Source organism: Methylobacterium currus, from assembly GCF_003058325.1.
Lineage (GTDB): Bacteria > Pseudomonadota > Alphaproteobacteria > Rhizobiales > Beijerinckiaceae > Methylobacterium > Methylobacterium currus.
Window position 1 is genome coordinate 18466 of the sequence record NZ_CP028847.1, and the last position, 15887, is coordinate 34352.

At 65.1% G+C, this 15887-nt stretch carries 24 protein-coding genes and 1 pseudogene; 6 read left to right on the forward strand and 19 right to left on the reverse strand.

Going from position 1 to position 15887, the window contains the following annotated elements; all coding sequences use genetic code 11:
* Positions 1-103: 103 nt before the first annotated feature.
* The 3 genes and pseudogenes from DA075_RS35595 to DA075_RS36290 all read right to left on the reverse strand — a co-directional run bounded on the left by DA075_RS35595 (position 104) and on the right by DA075_RS36290 (position 2257).
* Positions 104-955, reverse strand: coding sequence for a hypothetical protein (locus DA075_RS35595; protein WP_099957725.1), 852 nt, complete (start codon positions 953-955; stop codon positions 104-106).
* A 349-nt stretch (positions 956-1304) separates the two neighbouring features.
* Positions 1305-1727 (reverse strand): annotated as a pseudogene (locus DA075_RS38765) (relaxase/mobilization nuclease domain-containing protein); the annotation flags it as partial.
* A complete protein-coding gene (locus tag DA075_RS36290) occupies positions 1724-2257 on the reverse strand; it encodes a hypothetical protein (RefSeq protein ID WP_123834620.1) in 534 nt (177 codons plus the stop codon). The gene DA075_RS36290 and the pseudogene DA075_RS38765, both read right to left, overlap by 4 nt.
* Positions 2258-2502: 245 nt before the next feature.
* On the opposite strand from DA075_RS36290, the gene DA075_RS35600 reads away from it, so the two are divergent.
* The 3 genes from DA075_RS35600 to DA075_RS38055 all read left to right on the forward strand — a co-directional run bounded on the left by DA075_RS35600 (position 2503) and on the right by DA075_RS38055 (position 4001).
* On the forward strand, positions 2503-2943 hold the full coding sequence (locus DA075_RS35600) for a hypothetical protein (protein WP_099957726.1): 441 nt from the start codon (positions 2503-2505) through the stop codon (positions 2941-2943).
* A gap of 139 nt (positions 2944-3082) precedes the next feature.
* The gene (locus tag DA075_RS36955) at positions 3083-3883 is read left to right on the forward strand and encodes a hypothetical protein (RefSeq protein ID WP_164712612.1); all 801 of its coding nucleotides are present in this window, start codon (positions 3083-3085) and stop codon (positions 3881-3883) included.
* Entirely contained in the window at positions 3819-4001 is a 183-nt protein-coding gene (locus DA075_RS38055) for a hypothetical protein (RefSeq protein ID WP_338068044.1), read from the forward strand. Before DA075_RS36955 ends, DA075_RS38055 begins: the two co-directional genes overlap by 65 nt.
* 525 nt (positions 4002-4526) lie before the next feature.
* Here DA075_RS38055 and DA075_RS36300 read toward each other — a convergent pair.
* The 16 genes from DA075_RS36300 to DA075_RS35670 all read right to left on the reverse strand — a co-directional run bounded on the left by DA075_RS36300 (position 4527) and on the right by DA075_RS35670 (position 13256).
* Entirely contained in the window at positions 4527-4742 is a 216-nt protein-coding gene (locus DA075_RS36300) for a hypothetical protein (protein ID WP_123834623.1), read from the reverse strand.
* Between the two features lie 66 nt (positions 4743-4808).
* The gene (locus tag DA075_RS35610; RefSeq protein ID WP_099957728.1) at positions 4809-5159 is read right to left on the reverse strand and encodes a hypothetical protein; all 351 of its coding nucleotides are present in this window, start codon (positions 5157-5159) and stop codon (positions 4809-4811) included.
* Positions 5152-5598, reverse strand: coding sequence for a helix-turn-helix domain-containing protein (locus tag DA075_RS35615; protein WP_244936726.1), 447 nt, complete (start codon positions 5596-5598; stop codon positions 5152-5154). The genes DA075_RS35610 and DA075_RS35615 overlap by 8 nt, the downstream gene beginning before the upstream one ends.
* Entirely contained in the window at positions 5595-7220 is a 1626-nt protein-coding gene (locus DA075_RS38770) for a helix-turn-helix domain-containing protein (protein ID WP_099957729.1), read from the reverse strand. The genes DA075_RS35615 and DA075_RS38770 overlap by 4 nt, the downstream gene beginning before the upstream one ends.
* Before the next feature lie 19 nt (positions 7221-7239).
* A complete protein-coding gene (locus DA075_RS35625) occupies positions 7240-7518 on the reverse strand; it encodes a hypothetical protein (protein WP_099957730.1) in 279 nt (92 codons plus the stop codon).
* Positions 7515-7883: a hypothetical protein gene (locus tag DA075_RS35630; RefSeq protein ID WP_099957731.1), complete on the reverse strand. Its 369-nt coding sequence runs from the start codon at positions 7881-7883 to the stop codon at positions 7515-7517. The genes DA075_RS35625 and DA075_RS35630 overlap by 4 nt, the downstream gene beginning before the upstream one ends.
* A 43-nt stretch (positions 7884-7926) precedes the next feature.
* The gene (locus DA075_RS35635; RefSeq protein ID WP_099957732.1) at positions 7927-8325 is read right to left on the reverse strand and encodes a hypothetical protein; all 399 of its coding nucleotides are present in this window, start codon (positions 8323-8325) and stop codon (positions 7927-7929) included.
* A gap of 9 nt (positions 8326-8334) precedes the next feature.
* Positions 8335-8595 (reverse strand): hypothetical protein, encoded by a 261-nt coding sequence (locus tag DA075_RS35640; RefSeq protein ID WP_099957733.1) that lies wholly within the window; start codon positions 8593-8595, stop codon positions 8335-8337.
* Positions 8592-8846, reverse strand: coding sequence for a hypothetical protein (locus DA075_RS35645; protein WP_244936727.1), 255 nt, complete (start codon positions 8844-8846; stop codon positions 8592-8594). Before DA075_RS35645 ends, DA075_RS35640 begins: the two co-directional genes overlap by 4 nt.
* Positions 8847-9324: 478 nt before the next feature.
* Positions 9325-10767, reverse strand: coding sequence for a YfjI family protein (locus DA075_RS35650; protein ID WP_099957735.1), 1443 nt, complete (start codon positions 10765-10767; stop codon positions 9325-9327).
* Between the two features lie 133 nt (positions 10768-10900).
* Entirely contained in the window at positions 10901-11350 is a 450-nt protein-coding gene (locus tag DA075_RS35655; RefSeq protein ID WP_164712613.1) for a toprim domain-containing protein, read from the reverse strand.
* Positions 11347-11718 (reverse strand): DUF7146 domain-containing protein, encoded by a 372-nt coding sequence (locus tag DA075_RS38775; RefSeq protein WP_420813180.1) that lies wholly within the window; start codon positions 11716-11718, stop codon positions 11347-11349. The genes DA075_RS35655 and DA075_RS38775 overlap by 4 nt, the downstream gene beginning before the upstream one ends.
* Before the next feature lie 105 nt (positions 11719-11823).
* Positions 11824-12033: a hypothetical protein gene (locus tag DA075_RS35660; RefSeq protein ID WP_244936728.1), complete on the reverse strand. Its 210-nt coding sequence runs from the start codon at positions 12031-12033 to the stop codon at positions 11824-11826.
* On the reverse strand, positions 12030-12740 hold the full coding sequence (locus DA075_RS35665) for a hypothetical protein (RefSeq protein WP_099957737.1): 711 nt from the start codon (positions 12738-12740) through the stop codon (positions 12030-12032). The genes DA075_RS35660 and DA075_RS35665 overlap by 4 nt, the downstream gene beginning before the upstream one ends.
* On the reverse strand, positions 12737-12937 hold the full coding sequence (locus tag DA075_RS36305) for a hypothetical protein (RefSeq protein ID WP_123834625.1): 201 nt from the start codon (positions 12935-12937) through the stop codon (positions 12737-12739). Before DA075_RS36305 ends, DA075_RS35665 begins: the two co-directional genes overlap by 4 nt.
* Before the next feature lie 109 nt (positions 12938-13046).
* Positions 13047-13256 (reverse strand): helix-turn-helix domain-containing protein, encoded by a 210-nt coding sequence (locus DA075_RS35670; protein WP_099957738.1) that lies wholly within the window; start codon positions 13254-13256, stop codon positions 13047-13049.
* Positions 13257-13381: 125 nt separating this feature from the next.
* Between DA075_RS35670 and DA075_RS36310 the strand changes: the two genes are divergently transcribed.
* The 3 genes from DA075_RS36310 to DA075_RS35680 all read left to right on the forward strand — a co-directional run bounded on the left by DA075_RS36310 (position 13382) and on the right by DA075_RS35680 (position 15748).
* Entirely contained in the window at positions 13382-13933 is a 552-nt protein-coding gene (locus tag DA075_RS36310) for a hypothetical protein (protein ID WP_123834626.1), read from the forward strand.
* A 386-nt stretch (positions 13934-14319) separates the two neighbouring features.
* Positions 14320-15225 (forward strand): baseplate hub protein, encoded by a 906-nt coding sequence (locus DA075_RS35675; protein WP_099957739.1) that lies wholly within the window; start codon positions 14320-14322, stop codon positions 15223-15225.
* A 46-nt stretch (positions 15226-15271) separates the two neighbouring features.
* Positions 15272-15748, forward strand: a complete 477-nt coding sequence (locus DA075_RS35680) for a hypothetical protein (RefSeq protein WP_244936729.1) — start codon at positions 15272-15274, stop codon at positions 15746-15748.
* Positions 15749-15887 lie beyond the last annotated feature (139 nt).

Sequence of the window (15887 nt, forward strand, 5' to 3'; positions counted from 1 at the left end):
GCCGAAAAACCGGCGCGGAGAGTCGCCACCACCGCGGCAAGGTCGCGCTTGGCCCGGTTGCCCCGGGCTCGCAGCCGCGCCGCGGTGAAGATCGCCTCGGCGGTTACAGCCCGAGGCCGACTGCCCAGAGCATGCCGCGGATGATGATTTCCGCCATGCAGAGCACCGCGACCGCCCCGAGGCACGTCTTCCAGTTGGCCTCCCACCGTCGCCTGTTCAGGGCCGACGAAAGCCATGGGGCGAATCGCGCCAGGTTGGCCATGCTGGCCTCGAAGCTCTGCACGTGCGCGGCGCTGAGGTTGTAGGCCGCGGTCGCCTCCTCCGTCGCCGCGTTGTACGCGCTCGCCGCCGCCTCGGCCGTCTCCGTCAGCGCGACCTGGGCCGCGCTCGCCGCTGCCGCGATCTCCGCCCTGCTCGCGGCGGCCATCGCCCGGATCTCCGTCCGGGTGTCCACTGCTACCCGCGCGACGCCTCCCCGGACCGTATTCTCCATCGCCCGCATGTGTTCGCGGGCCTCCTCCATGGCCGCCTTCATGGGGATCACGATCTCGTCCGCGGACGCCGAGATCTTCTCCCGAGCCGTTGTCGACACGCTCTCCATCGCCTTGAGGGCCTGGTCGCCCGCCTTCGTGAGCGCGGCCGGTAGACCCTGGAGGGCCTTCGTCACCAGTTCCGTGGCCGCCGTCGCCTCCACGGTGATCGGCGACAAGCCCTCCGACAGCCGGGTGGTGATGATGTTTTCCATCTCGACTTGCCGGGTGCCCATGGCCGACACGAGCTGATGCGTGCGCTGGGTCTTGTCGAGGAGGAGTGTCAGATCGCCCCTCATCGCCGCGATCTGATCCAGGACTTTCTGCGGATCGAAGGCGGTCAGCGTCGTGGCCTGCGTTGCGGCCGGCGGGGTGGGCTGCACCGCCGTGACGGCGGGCTGCGTCGGCGTCGTCTTGCGGGTCATATGTCAGTCCTCTCTGCTGTAATGATGCCCACGTGAATCCCTTGCCCAAGTCGCTTCCCTTATGGGCGACATTATCAAGGCGAAACGAGATCCCCGATATTCTGCCTGTACTTGCCAAGTTCAATCGAACGTCAACGCCGAAGGCTTCGAGTGACCGGCAAAACCTCGTTAGCGGTACGCCCTTCCCCAGGGCCGCCACGACAAGATTTTGAAGCCTGGCTCGAACCGGCGGCATGCCGGTGCGCTCGGCGCGAGTCCGTTCTGGCCGCGAAGGGTGGGCCGCGAGCGGACGGACCGCGTCGGGGTCGAGGAGATGAGAGGGCCGGTCGGCGGCAATCCCAAATTCCTTTTCCAGATCCCGCACAATCTTCTCGGATCTCCGAAAGTCGTGCCTGTCGCTCACCACGGTACCATCGCGACGAATTCTTGATGCTGCGATGTGTAGGTGTCTCGGATCGTGTCGCGTCGATGTATGGTCCTGAAAACCCATGCGCGTGCACCATTCTATTGCGATGCGGCGCGCAAGATCGTCCGGCACATACGGACCATCCGGTCTGAAACTCAGGACGGTACGCACTCCCACGACACCGAGTTGAGGTCTCAACCTTCGAAGGCGGTCGAAACTGGAGGCAACTTCTTCTGCGGTTCGACCCGGCAAAGTCGAATGCAAGACGGTCACCTGCGGTCGAGCTATTCCCTGACTGTTGTGCGAGCCACGGTCGTAGAGGATACCTGCGCGCAGGTCCTTGACCTTCAGCATTAGACCGATCATCGGACACGTTCGCTTATCCCTATGTATTGCATGCCAACTTCATGAGCGATATCATGCAATTTATTTAAAAGATCAGGCTCGATCCCAATGACAATTCCTGAAGATGCTGCGTCGGCAATGCGTGCAAGATCGTCAGCAATAATTTTATAAGAAGAAGCTACATTTATCCATGTTTCAGGTAGCTTCAGAATGTCCGGCAATGGCGGATGTCTATAATATGGGTCCGGAATCATCACAATTCCGTTTTCGCAAGCCGAGCGTATAAGGCTTGGTATGCTGACTTTATACAATGCAGCCTGCCTCTTAAGCTCAGAATATTCGCGTTCGGTCATGTCGACCGAGACCCGGCGCGTCCGGCGCTTTTCGGGATTGAGGCGAGGGCGACCGCCAGGCCTGCGCGGCGCCCTGCGCATGCTCTCTTTTGATGGGCTCACGACGTGTCTCCAGAAGTGACGAGCAAAGCGAGGAACCTGTTTTTCGGTCAGAAAAACATGGCCCGAACCGACCACCACTCGATCGGCAAGCAACATCGATCACCGGCAAGCGTGGAGAGGCTGTTTCTGCCCCTTCGCTCGCGGCGCCGAAAGACGTTGCTAGGAAATGGATCGCCGATTCATCCGGATGCGCAAAACGGTTTCTTGCGGTCCCGTGCAGATTGCAGATTTATAGGTTTTCGGTCACAGGTATAACAAAATGATAACCACCGTAATATGCCGCTTGCTATCCAGCCGCGAATATGGGTCCGATTGGGCGTCACCATTTTTCGGAGCCCCACATGTCCATCGTGGTCCCCCTCACCGTCGCCGTCGGCGCCCTGATAGTGGCCGCGGGCGGCAGCCTCCTCCCGCCCGCCATCTCTGAGCCGCCGCAGCCGCCGGAGGATCCGCGTCAGCACGTCGACGTGCCCTCGGCGCGTGTTGCCGTGGCGCAGGATTTCCAGCGCATCGCCGAGAGCCGGCAGGCAAAAGCCGAAGCGGCAGCAAAGAAGGACCGGGAGGAGACCGACGCGCTGAAGCGGAGCAACGCTGGCCTCAAGGACCGCGTGATGGCGGCCGAGGCTCAGGTGAAGGCGCTCACGGAGCTGACGCTGCCGACCGCTATCGCGATGGTCGCGGAAATGGACGGGTCGACCGATCAGGGCGACGGAGAAGAGGGCGCTGGGACCGGCGGCGATGCGGCGGCCGGTTACAAGCCTCAGCCGCCGTCACGACGTTGATGGTCATTCGGTCCGGGTCCGGGTCGAATATCAGGCTGAGCGCGCTGTAAAGGTGTGCTCAGTCCCTCTCGGAGAGCCCAGCAGCATAGAAGGTTGTGCTAGTCTTCGTGGATCGAAGGTGTTCGCGTAAGGGGCCGCTATGGCAAAACCATCGAAGACAGACGAAGCGAAGCCCCTGCGCGAGCCTGATGATCGCGAGAAAGCCGCGATGGATCGCGCGCTTGAACGCTACAAGGCCCGTCCGGCTGCCCTGGAATACAGCGTCTCCACCTCGCCGGAGGGTGGGGTTGGGATCAAGCGTCCGCATTCGGACACAGCGGGTCACCTCCTGCATTGCCTCGACACGTTCGGCACGGCCTCGTCCGACTTCGCGTCGAATGCCGTCACGCAACTCGGATCGGTGCTGCGGGAGGAGAAGCAAGAACTTCCCACCGAGCAGGCTTTGAACGCCGGCCTGGCCGCGGTTTCCGGAATCGCCCCTCAGGACGAGATCGAGGCGATGCTGGCCGTGCAGATGGTCGCCACCCACGACGTTGCCATGAAGGCGCTGCGGAAGCTGGCCTACACCTCCGACGTCGACCGGATGGAGAAGTTCGGCAACATCGCCACGAAGATGATGCGGACCTACACGACGCAGCTCGAGGCGCTGGCGAAGCTGCGGCGGGGCGGGGCTCAGACGGTGCGGGTCGAACACGTCCACGTCTACCAGGGCGGTCAGGCGATCGTTGGCAACGTGCAAGGGGGCGGGGTCCCCAGGGGGCAGATCGAAAATGGACAGCAAGCCCATGCAACGGATGCCCGAGCCCTCGCCGTTGCGCCTGGCGCCCCGATGCTGTGCGCGGACCCGGCAGGGACTGGAATGCCGGTCGCCGGCAGTGTCGGGGAAGCGCCGGTGCCGGATGCACGGCGGCGCGAAGGGAAGCGGGGCGCCGGCCGGTAGCCGGAACGGCAATTACACCCACGGTCTCCGGACGCGGGAGATGCAGGCGCTCCGGGCCGAGGTGCGGGCGATCCTGACCGGATCCCGTGCTCAGCTTGATCGGCTCGGGGACCTGTAGCACCGGCGCGCCGATCCCGTCGCCGAGGGCGTGCGTTCGCTAAAGTAGCGAGAGATAGCCACCGGCGGGGCAGGCATGAGCGGAAATGAGAGGGTGCGCTTCGCGGGCCCTGCCTTGAAAAACAATCAAAGGAAATTCAACCGGGCGGAGCCGAGCAGGCCCGGGGCGTGAACTGCCTGCCGCCCATCCTCGGGACACCGCCGCACCGGCGCGGGGCGATGGGGCCTAAGCCAAACCCGCTCGGATCCGGCTCAAAACCAAGCCGATCCTGAGCGGTTCGCACTCAGGTTCGCACCCCCTACGCGCGCGAACCCTGCTCCTGGTACGCAGCGAGGTACGCACCCCTCACGCGCGCGGGCACCTCGCCGGCCCGGTTTCAATGGGGGTTTCAGCCCCCAGCACGGGGATGCGGCTGAAACCGCGATAGCCCGCAGGCCGGGATGCTGAAATTTGCTAGGTTCACAGTCACGAACCTGCGAGCGCTACGGACCCTGATCCAGGGATGCCGGGCGAGTATGGTGGGGGCTAATCCCGATCCGCGTCTATACGCCAAAGCGTGTGCATGTCTTCTCCGAATAGAATTGCATAGTCGCTGTTGTCGTATGTCTGAATATCGATGTTTGGAGCCCTGGAAATAGCGTCGGCATCGTCGATAGCATCGAATTGAATGCGATCGACAAGCTGATGCATATTTTTTGAGGAGCCGGATTGCTTGTAGAGCCTGACTTCATATTTCGGCATTTTGCCCTCCCTTGAGTGCTCATCTTGCGCCTATGGGAAGGTGTAAGCGAGGGGCACAACCAGCGTCTACATCATCCACATCAGGCACCCGCCGCTCTCGCACTTGCCCCAGACGTGCCCGTTCTCGGCCCGGGACCATCGCAACCGGCCGGAGCATTCCGGGCACGAGATCTCCCCTTCGACGCCCGGCACGTCGGCGATCAACCTCAGGGCCTCGCGGACGGGATCGGCCTGCTGCGGGATCAGGGCTTCCCTGACACCCGCCGCGAATCCCCGCAGGGCCTCCGAGGCGGCGCGCTGGCGCATCGCATGGGCGTCGGCTCGGGCCTCGATGGCGGCGGCGGCCTCGTCGGCGGCCAGCAGCGCATCCCAGATCCCGGCGTGGTAGGTCGATAGCCGTTGCCTCGCATCACCCATTCTGCGGACCTCCTCGAAATGCTGGCAGCGTGTCGATGAATGCTTCTAGGTCGACGCGGCGGATGAGGGTGACGCCATCCATTTTCCGGGCTGGCAGGCGTCCTTCGCCGAGCAGGCCCCACACCTTGCTCGTGCTGATCCCGAGGAGCTTCGCCGCTTCGGTGACACGATAGGTGATCCGGTCAGCTGCTGGGGCCGATGACGGCTGCGGATCTGGCCGAGGGGGAGGCGAGTCCTGCAACGGTAGGGCCCGCACCGCGGCTCGGAACTCAAGCTCGATCAGCCGGCGGATCGCGTGCTCAGGGACCATAGCCCGCAGGTTGGTGGCGATGTTCTCGACGACGCGAGCCACGGTCGCGTCCACGACCTGTTGCTGGTCGTCGGCCGACGGTGACTGCATCGAGGGCGGCTGCCGGCCGCCGGTCCGTCTGGTGCTCATGGCGTCCTCCGGATGTTGCCGACGGTCTGCGCGGAGACGCCGGCCCGGCGGGCGATCTCGCGATCGGAGAGACCGGAGCCGAGCAGGTCGAGGACGTCGCGGCGCTTCTCGATGTTGGTGCGGCGAGAGGGGTATGCCGGGCGGGATATCCCCTGATCCTGTCCAGATTGGAGGGGCTGGGATTTCAGCTGGTCGGGACCGGCCTCACACCCTGGAGAGGTTTCGCGGGACGGACGGAGAACCGCGTCGGTTGCTCCATCCAGATCTGGATTGTCCTGCTGCGGCTGAGATTTAAGCCCCGGCTCACAGTGTCCAGTTTGGACGGGCGGCGAGCCCTCCGGATCGGGAGAGCGCAAATCTGCGCCGTGCTCCGCCGCCCGGATCCGCTCGCCCATCCGATCGACGTCGCCGCGAAGGGCATCGAGGCAGGCCTGATCCTTCTCGACGGGCCGGCTGAAGCCGAGGTCCAGCACGTACTGCATCCACGCCAGCCGCGCCCTCAGATCCCGCATCGAGCGCGCCGGCAGGCTGTCCAGCATCTCCTCCAGGATCCAGCGCCGAGCCTCCACCCACAGGTGGGCGTGGTACTCTCCGCGGCAGCATGCGTGCCGTTCGCCATCCAGTTCCTCGGCGGCCTCGTGCTCGGCCCAGGCCTCCGCCACAGTACCGGGCAGCGGCCAGCCCTGGCGCACCGCCTCACGGACCGAGACCGGCAGCTTGTCCCTGCCGTCCATCCCGTCCCATCCGGCAAGCCGATACCAGCCCTCGCAATCGGACCCGGGGCGCGCCTCGACGAGGTGGGCGCATGCAGCCCGCAACGCCGCTTCCCGAGGAGTGTCGGCGAACACCGCCTCCTCGGACCCGTGCTTGTCGATGGCGGCGGCGGCTCGGGCCTGGCGCTTGGTCTCCCGCTGCGCCGCGGCGGCGCGCATCTCGGGCGAGTTGAAGAACGCGCTGAAGGCGTCGGCCGCGGTCCGAGCCTGCGGCTCCTGCTCCGGCTCCGGCTCCGGGGTGTCCAATCTGGACGCCTCCCGGCGTTTCGCCGCGGCGACGAGCTCCGCCGCCTTCTCGATGTCGCTCTCGGTCGCCTTCCTGTCTGGGCGCACCCCGCCCTTGCCCCGGTCGCGCCAGGACTTCCGCGCCTCGTCGCATCGCGCGAGGACTGTCTCGATCCAATCGGCGGTTCCGTTCGTGACGGAACCGTGGTGCCGGGCGATAACCTTCAGCCGGTCGCGCTCGTCCTTCGTCAGGAACCTGCCGCCGTGCGCCTTCGGGATGATCCAATCGAGCTGCAGGCAGTGCTCGGCGACGTCGCGCCAGGGCTCCACCTTGTTCGGATCGTAGATGGGTAGCCCCCGGCGCCGGGACGGGGCTTCCGGCGCGTCGGCTGCCTTCCCTGCCGCATCGGCCCGCCTGAACGCCTCGGTGAAGGCGGCCCAGTCCATGCCCGATGCCGGCCGTGACGCCGCCTCGTCCAACTTGGACACCGCCTCTGCGACCGTCATGCCGGCGGAGCGGGCCAGCGCCTCCATCCTGCCCGCGGCCGCAGCCTTCTCGCCCGGGCTGGTGGTCCGGTCGTGGAGGGCGCGAACCTTCGCGAAAGTGTCGAGGCCGGCGGGCATGAAGTACGGTCCTCTCGGCTCAGGCGGTCCAGCCCGGGACGGCGGCCCAGGCGGCATCGATTAGCGCGGCGCGGGTCTCGACACGGTCGGGCGCCGCGGCGATGGCGGCGGTGCGGGCCTCGCGCAGCGCCTCGACGCCACCGGCGGCGGCCAGGTCCTCGCCCCGCCGGCGGATCGCGGCGGTGTAGGCCGCGCCGGCCGGCGAGCCTGCGGGAATCCCCTCCAGGGCGACGACGAGGGACAGGAGCCCGGCCGTGATGGTGGCCGGGTCCTGCGGTTTGCGGGCGGGGGCGCTCATGCCGTCCAGACCCCGCGCTCGTCACCGATGCCGTGCCACGCCTTGTCCAGCATGTCGCGGCGGGCTTCGGCCCGGTCGGGATCCAGGCCCGCGGCCTTGTGCAGGACGGCCCGCATCCCGCGGATCGATCCGACGAGCTGATGCACCGCGACGCCGTGCGGGCGCAGGGCGGCGCTCGTGACCGGCTCCGGCGCCTCGGCCGCGATGAGCGACCGCAACCCGGCGTCGATCGCGACCACCAGGGCCCCGGCCGGATCGTCGTCCGGGACGAGGCGGGCGTCGGCCTCGACCTGGGCGGCAGCTTCCTGGCGGTCGCGGGGCGCGGGCGCTGGGGTCGCGAACAGGGATTTCAGGGTGTCGGACATGGGGCCTCCTCAGAATATCTTTCGGGGGGTGCCGGGCATCGGCTTAGCTCCACCACCGGGCGGAGCCCTCGCCGATCCCGTTCCACGCGCTGTCCATGATGGACACGCGCCGGCCGGAGTGGCGGGGGTCCATGTCGGCAACGCGGTCGATTGCGGCGCTCATGGCGTCGAGCCCGCCGAGCCGGTGGAGTTCCCGGCCGAGCCGTTTCACGCCATGGCGCAGGGCGTAGTGGATCGGGTCGCGCACCAGCTCGTCAAAGGCCGCCTGCGCCAAGGCGGCATCATCCAGCGATACGAACCAGAACGGCGTCGCCTTGATCGGCCCGCGCGGCTCCTGATCCCGCGTGGCATCGTGGGCGATGATGGCGGACAGGAGCTTGTCGAGGGCGAGTTCCGCCGCTCGCACATCGGGGCTGGTCCAGGGCTTGGATTGCACGGGCATGTGGGGTCCTCAGGCAGTGGTACGGTGAAGGCTGGCGAAGGACGCGAGCACTTGGCGGCGGTCGAGCGGCGCCAGGGCGTCGAGGGCGCGAAGGGCGACGGGGAGTTGATCCGGGTCGCGCTCGGACAGCCGCAGAGCGACGGCAAAAGCCTCGCCTCGAGGCCCGAGGGTGAGGTGCGCGATTGCGCGCAAGGACCGCAGGCGGGCCAGACGCTCGGCGTCGGTGATGTCAGGCCGCCAGGGTCCGAACTGGTCGCAGGGGGCGATCATCGCGCGGCCTCCCAGATCGGGACCCCGACAGGGGCGAGCGGCCGGCGGCGGTAGGTGACGCGCTCGAACCGGATAGCATCGGCCGTGACGGCACGGACTGGCCCGCCGACGACGAGGACGATGGCGCCGCAGTGATCGACGCGGATCGTCCCGTGGGTCAGGTGGACCCCGAAAAGCTCGTGCGTCTGCCAGCCCAGGGCCTCGGCCTGCGCCCCGAACCTGTCGAGGAAGCCCCAGGCGTTCGCCAGCACGGCGGCCCACTCCTCAGGCCGATAGTCCGGGCAGGGGATACGATCCGGCGACAGTCGGTTCAGACCAGCCCGCCACTCTCGCAGAATGGGCAACGAAACTTTCGCAGGCCCAGCTTCAGATTTTTCCCAATCAAGTCCGTAGCTTAGTGAATTTGTCGCAACTCTCGCAACTTTCGCAGGGGTCGTGTCGCGAGATTGATCGGGACCCTGAGCGGGATCCCATGCTCTCGCGTATGTATCTGAAGAAGAAGAAGAATTTTTACATACAACATCATTCGCACGGGCGGGCGTGAGTCGGTCCGCGCGTTCAGACCCTGCGAAAGTTGCGAGAGTTGCGAAAGTATGGGTAAGCTCTTCATCTGATTGGATTTTTACTCTCGCAGGCGGTTGCGAAAGTTTCTGCGAAAGTTCTCCGCGGGCCTCTTGGCGCACTTCCTCCAGGGCCCTGAACGGGTCGAACAGCGGAAGGTCGGACACGCTACACCTCCGGCTCAAGAACGCGATAAGTCTCGCGATAGTTTTTTCCGTCGATTTCCTGTTTACCGGCAGCTTCTAGGCGCCCAAACCCAACTAGAACGGCAATGCGCCGGCGGACTGTCTCTGCGTCTGAGCGCAAGTGATTAGGTCCGAACCTTTGTATAAAATTGGGAGCTATGAGCTTTCCGCTGTATTTATCGTTCAGCCATTCGGCTAATTCGTTCTGCGCGCGTGTCTCCGGGTCGAGGATGGCATGCCCGGTGAGCCGAAGCGCCTCGGTCAGATAGAAGATCCCGATGGCGCAGGCCGCCGCCATCGTCTCGCCGCTGATCCCCGCATCCGGGTCGTAGCGCAGCGCCTCGGGATCCTGGAACAGGGTCAGGATGCCGGCGATCCGGGCGACATTCTCGGCCATCTTCAGGGCGGCCGAGCGCACCGGGACCCACCTCCCGCCGGGCTTGCAGTCGTCCTCGGCGGACTGCGCAAAGGCTCGCCACACCCCCCACGCCTCCGGCGTCAGGCCGAGCGATGGCGGCACGAGCTCGTTCCGCGCACCTTCGCGCAGCGGCAGCGGGGCGCTGAGGAGCCGCCGGCACTGATGATGGAACTCGGCCAGTCGGCCATCCGCCGCCGGTTCGGTCGGGCGGATCACGCGCTTCCCGATCGTGCTCTCCGGCATGGTCACCAGGAAGCGCCCAACGAATCCCTGGTCCTTCGCCAACTCGTCACCGAGTAGTCCCGAGGCGATCTGGGGTTGGGCCGCCAGGCTGATGCCCAGGCGCCGGCCGTTGAGGAACAGCGTCTCCTTCGCCCTGATGCGCTGGGCGGAGCCGGCGTCCCACAACTCCGACAGGCCAGTGACAGTGCGGGTCTTGGTCTCGGCCGTCATGCCATGCCCGCCGAGGAACTGCCCGCCCTCGCTGGTGAAGATGCCGATGGCGGCGCGGCCCTGGTTCAGGACGTTCAGCAGCCCCTCAAGGTTCGGCTCCTTTGCGCGAATCACCGGCAGGAGCGGCGGCAGCGGCTCGCGCAGGTCCCGCAACTGCTGATATCGCTCGGGGTGGGACAGCTTCGTGTCCTTCTCCACCTTGCGCTTCTCAGCTTCGTAGGCGGCGTGCGCGGCCTGATGCTCCCGCAGATCTTCCTCGTACCGCACCCGCAGTTCGGCCTCGTGCTTGGCGACCGCAGCGAGCGCGAGGTCGTCGCAGGCCGATTTGCGCTCGCCCGAGACGGCGACAGCGAGCATGAACAGTGACAGGGGACGCGGGCTCGGCAGGCTCGCCACCTCGACGTTGGCGAGGCCCTGGCACACCAGCATCGCGGCGCTCAGGACCGAATGGGCGCACAGCGAGCGCGGGGCCTGGACGTGCTCCTCGAGCGCCATCACAGCATCGCGCATCAGCGGCGGCATGTGCTCCACAGGGAATGCTGGTGCGGTGCTCATCGCAGGGGCGATCTCGAGGCGGTCGCGCTCGATGAGCTGCGGGACCGGCTGGGGGCTGATCGCGCTTGGTTGGGGGGAACGTAGGTCTCGCGCCGGGCCCGAATGAAGGGCTCGGCCTGCCGAACGGGTCGCATCAGGCCGCACCTCTTTGCATCATCAGGGCGTCGTTGAAGTCTTTCGCGCCGTCGGGCGGGAAGAGAAAATCGACCGACCGATCCGCGGCGTGCCAGCGGGCGCCCACCTTCTCGCAAGCCGCGGCGCTGGGCCGGTTCGGGGCGGTGTCGACTTCCGCCAGGACGGTCAGCCGGATCACGTCGTCGAGGACGGGCAGCGTGCCGATGTTGCCCACGCTGATGAGCGACCACATTGGGCGCAGACCGACCTGCCGCCCGGCGAGGCAGGTCTCGATCCCCTCGCCGACAACGAGAGTCGGGCGAGCGGCGGCCAGCGGGTCGAGCATGACGCCGCCGCCGGCCGCCGAGCCGAACACCTTCCGTCCGAGCTTGCGGCCGTCTGCCGTCAAGGCGGTGCGATGCACACCCAGGAATTCACCCGTATGGACGCACCGGATCTCGGCCATCATCGCCGGTGCCGTGCCCTGCCCCAGGGGCAGGCCGGATGAAAGCGGAGGACCGTTCCGGCCACGTCGCGCGGCAGTTCGAGGGCTCGGGAGTTCAGGTAGCGTTCGACCAGCGTTCCGACCGGGCATTGGGCCTCGCGCCACATCGCGCCGGCCCGCTTCCGCAGGCGCTCCGCCTCTTGCCGTTCCGCCGTCTCAGCGCGCCGACGCGCCTCCTGCCGGCGCGCCACCTCGGTCGGGTCAGCTTCTCGCTGCCGCCAAATGGTAGCGAGCCCCAGCGCGGTTGCAACGTGGTCCCGACAGAGCCGCCAGTCGTCGCCTGCGTGCGAATGGACCACGAAGCCGCCCGGGGAGACGTCGCTGGGACGCACCGACAGGCTGCGATCCTGGCGCGAATGCCCGGGGCCCGGGGCGAGGACCTGGCGCCCGTGAACCTCCCCCCGAGGGCTTGGGCGATGGACCGGAGGTCTGGGGGGTTAGCGACTGCCATGCGCCTTCCCAAGCTGGGTGAAGGCGACATCCGTTCTGACGCGGCGCCAAACCGTGTGGCGGTCGCGGCTGGCGTCGGCGATCTGCCAGCCTGTGCCTGGGGGCTTCCTCGGGATGGTCACCCATCCGCCGTCCGAGACGTCGAACTTTTGGTCGCGGGTCACGACCACCTCGTAGTCGGCGGGGACGTGGATCACGGCGCGCCCTCCGCGCTGCCGAGCCAGGCCGGGAGGCCGTAGACCGGGGTGAGGAGGCTGGCGAACCGGGCGTAGGACGGGCGGGCGTCGCGCCAGTCCCGGAACCACGTCTCCCGGAACGGGGTGAGCCATTGCAGGCCGGCGGCCCGCCACTCGGCATGCTCGCTCACGGCGTAGAACGCCGCTGCCTCAAGACAGTCGATCTCCGGCTCGGGCACGTGCTCGAGCGCCCCGGTGAGCAGGACGGAGAGGGCGATCGGGAAGAACTCCTCCGCGAGCGCCCGCCCCGCGCCGATCTGGTCGAGGTTCTCGCCGATGATCGACACCAGGAACTCCGCCCGGTCGCACCACCGAAACCGATCCATCAAGCCCGTGATCCAGGCCTCGGCCGGCATGCCTTCGACCTGCGGGATGCGCGGGTAAGCAGGGTCGCGCGGGCGCGGCAGCAGGACCCGTGGGACCGCATGCCCACCGAAATCCTCGAACCGAGGAAAGCGCCCTGTCCGGGTCGCCTCCTCGATGAAGCGCCTACGCTGCTCCGGATCGTGAATTCCGGCACAGGTAGCCGTACCGTCCATCGAGAACAGCACGTGTTCCTCGCCGGACGGATCGGGCGCGGGCGGCTCGAAGACCGGGACGGCGACGCCGTAGGGCGTCGGGAAGGTGCCGGAGGGGGTGAGCTTTCCGGAGGCGGGGGTGGTGCTCATGCCCGGGCTCCCCAGCGGTCGACCTGCGCGAAGGCCAGTTCGGCGAGCGCCGCGGCGGTAGCGATCGGGCGGCCGGTGCGGTGGGCCACCATCCGGATCTGCATCTCGCGGGCGTCGTCGGCGCCCCAGACTTCAGACGTGGGGGCGGGCAGCGAAATAGATTGCCGCCGAGCGGCTGTGCGCCTATTTGTGGTCATGCGATTTTGACCTTTAGGCCCCGCGCGGTGACCCCGTTGCGGGGCCTTTTTTCTGCGCGTCGGAGCGTCTGCGGAGAGCCGGCAGGCCGCGCCCGCCGACGGCGGGAAGTCAGGCGGCCTTCGACGGAGCCGCGGAAAGGCCGAGCATTTCGCGAAGCTTCGCGGTCGGCACGCGGTACTGGCCGCCCACCTTCACGTTCGGGATCTCGCCCGATGCGAGCGCTCGGTAGCCGGCGCTGGGACTGATGTTCAGGACGCGAAAGGCGAGCGCGGGCCCGACCATGGCTTGGCTCAGCAGCTTGTCGAGATCGTCGCTCATCCGCGCACCTTCGAAATGCGCCCCAATCGGGGGTCATGAATTGATATGACGGCAAACGCTGAAAGGCAACCGTTGTTGCGCCCGATTGAGAGGTCATATATTCGTGGGACGGAAAAGGGATGCCGATGACGAACAGTGACGAAGGAGCCTCACGGAGGCGCGGGCGCCCCGCGCTACCCGCTGAAGATCGGAAATCGACGAACCTGAAGTTCCGAACTCGCCCGATCCTGCGCGAGCGCATTGAGGCCGCCGCCGCTGAGAGTGGCCGCACTGTGAGCGAAGAAGTCGAGAACAGATTAGAGAAGAGCTTTGAAATCATAGATGCGGAGAAGATTGCAGATGCAGCTTTCGAGAAGGCTAAACAAAGCATAAGTCAGAACTTCAGATTTTATATTGCAACTCTTACAGAAGATAATAAACTTGCTAATATTTTGATGGACGTTCTAACAGAAATAAAAAGCGAAGAAGAAATATACGGCGGCGGATACGAAAAATTCAGAGAATTAGACGATGAGAAATACGCATATATTATCAATTATATATTCTATAGAATAGAAAGCGAGATATCGGGGAATAGAAATCCTCACAGTTATTTATCTTTTATTGAGCATGAAAAATCTGCCAGGCTTGGATATATCCAGTCGTTCTGGAAATTCAGACTTCCCGATCAGCGCTGAAATTTGAGGCGGGGCACGGGTTGCACCAGCGGCATGCCTCGCCTCTAACAAAAAACTGAAATAAACCAAATTTAATCACAAAAGCAATCAATCAAACAATCTGCTACCAGTAGGGATATGCATTAGAGACGCAAGACATTTGATCTATCTCATGTTGTATTGCGCCTGCACAGGCAGGCATAGAACATGCGTAGCAAGTTCCCTTCTCACCTCTACATCCGTGTTGATCGCCCTCTGCGGGACGACATCAACAAGGCCGCGGAGCGCGCTGGCCTGAGCGTGAGCACCTTCGCCCGTCAGGCCCTGCGATCAGTCCTCGACGGCGCCGCCCGAGACGACGGCCGCGGCGGCGCCTCCCCTGTGGCCCGGGGCTGAAGGGCGGCGGCATGGCCTTCAAGCGGAAGTACCTGAGCTTCGAGCTCAAGCTGGGCACCGGCAAGTTCGGGCCCGCGCAGAACAACACGACGAACCTGACGACCGTGCCCGGAGCCTCCGGCGAGACGCATGCCGGCCTGCGCGCCTCGGTCATGATCGCCAAGCCCGGCGGCGCCGACATGGGCCGGATGGAGGCGGCGATCTACGGCCTGCCCTTGTCGCTGATGAACCAGCTGACCACCCTCGGCACGCAGATCCTGACGCAGGGCAAGAACTCCATCACCGTCAAGGCGTGGGAGGAGGGCCAGCAACCCGCGATCGTCTTCGCCGGCACGATCTCGCTGGCCTGGGCCGACATGCGGGCCGCCCCAGCGGTCTGCTTCCGCGTCTCGGCTGCGGCCGGGCTCTATGAGGCCGTGCAGAAGATCGAGCCGACGAGCCTCAAGGGGTCGGCCGACGTCAAGCAGGTGATGGGCCAGCTGGCGCAGAAGATGGGACTGCGCTTCGAGGGCAACGACGTCGATGCGAAGGTCAGGGACCCGTACCTCTCAGGGTCTGCCAGAGACCAGGCGCAGCAACTCGCCGAGATGGCCGGCGTCCAGTGGATCATCGACAACAACAACCTGGCGATCTGGAAATCAGGAACTGCGCGCCAAGCCGGCGCCGTTCTGCTCTCGCCGCAGACGGGCATGGTGGGATACCCCGCCTTCAACCAAGCGGGCGTAGAGATTACCGCGAGATTTAATCCAAACATCCACTACGGTTATCCCATTCAAGTTCAGAGTGATCTGACGCCTGCTTGCGGTACGTGGAATATCTACAACATGACTTATGAACTGGAGTCAGAAATGCCGAAAGGCAAATGGTTCATGGTCATATCGGCTGATCGTTCAGGGGTGGCCCCGTCCAGAACGTAACTTATCCACTCAATCATCTGATGGTATAGAACAGAAGGATAAAACAATGGCGCGCAAGACGAAGTACATCACCATCGAAGACGATAACCGCGACAACGGCAAGACCTTTCTTATCACGGAGATGCCGGCCTCCCAGGCGGAGAAGTGGGGGGCGAAGGCGCTCCTGGCGCTCACCACCGCCGGCGCCGAGATCCCCGATGATGTCGAGGGTGCCGGCATGGCGGGGCTCGCCAGGATGGGCATCGAAGCACTGACGACGCTGAGATATGACGATGTCGCACCATTGATGGACGAAATGTTTGCCTGCGTACAAATCTGTCCGGATCGGCGAAATCATCAGGTTTTTCGTCGTCTGGAAGAGGATGACATCGAGGAAGTGGTTACCCGCCTCAAGCTGAGAAAGGAGATCCTGGCTCTGCACATCGATTTTTTTACAGAAGGAAACCGCTCGGGTCCCTCTCAGACGCACCAACCAGACAATCCCGGCGTCTCAAGAATTACCAGAACGTCCCAGGCTCGATAGGCTTCGCGGTGAGCGCCGGAAAGGCGACATTGCTAGAGCTTTCGACTGTGTATGGTGTAGAAGATCTATACGACATAATCGAGATCATCATGATTGACGCGCATAACGAGCGCGTCATAGCGCAAGAGAAGTAGGTTCG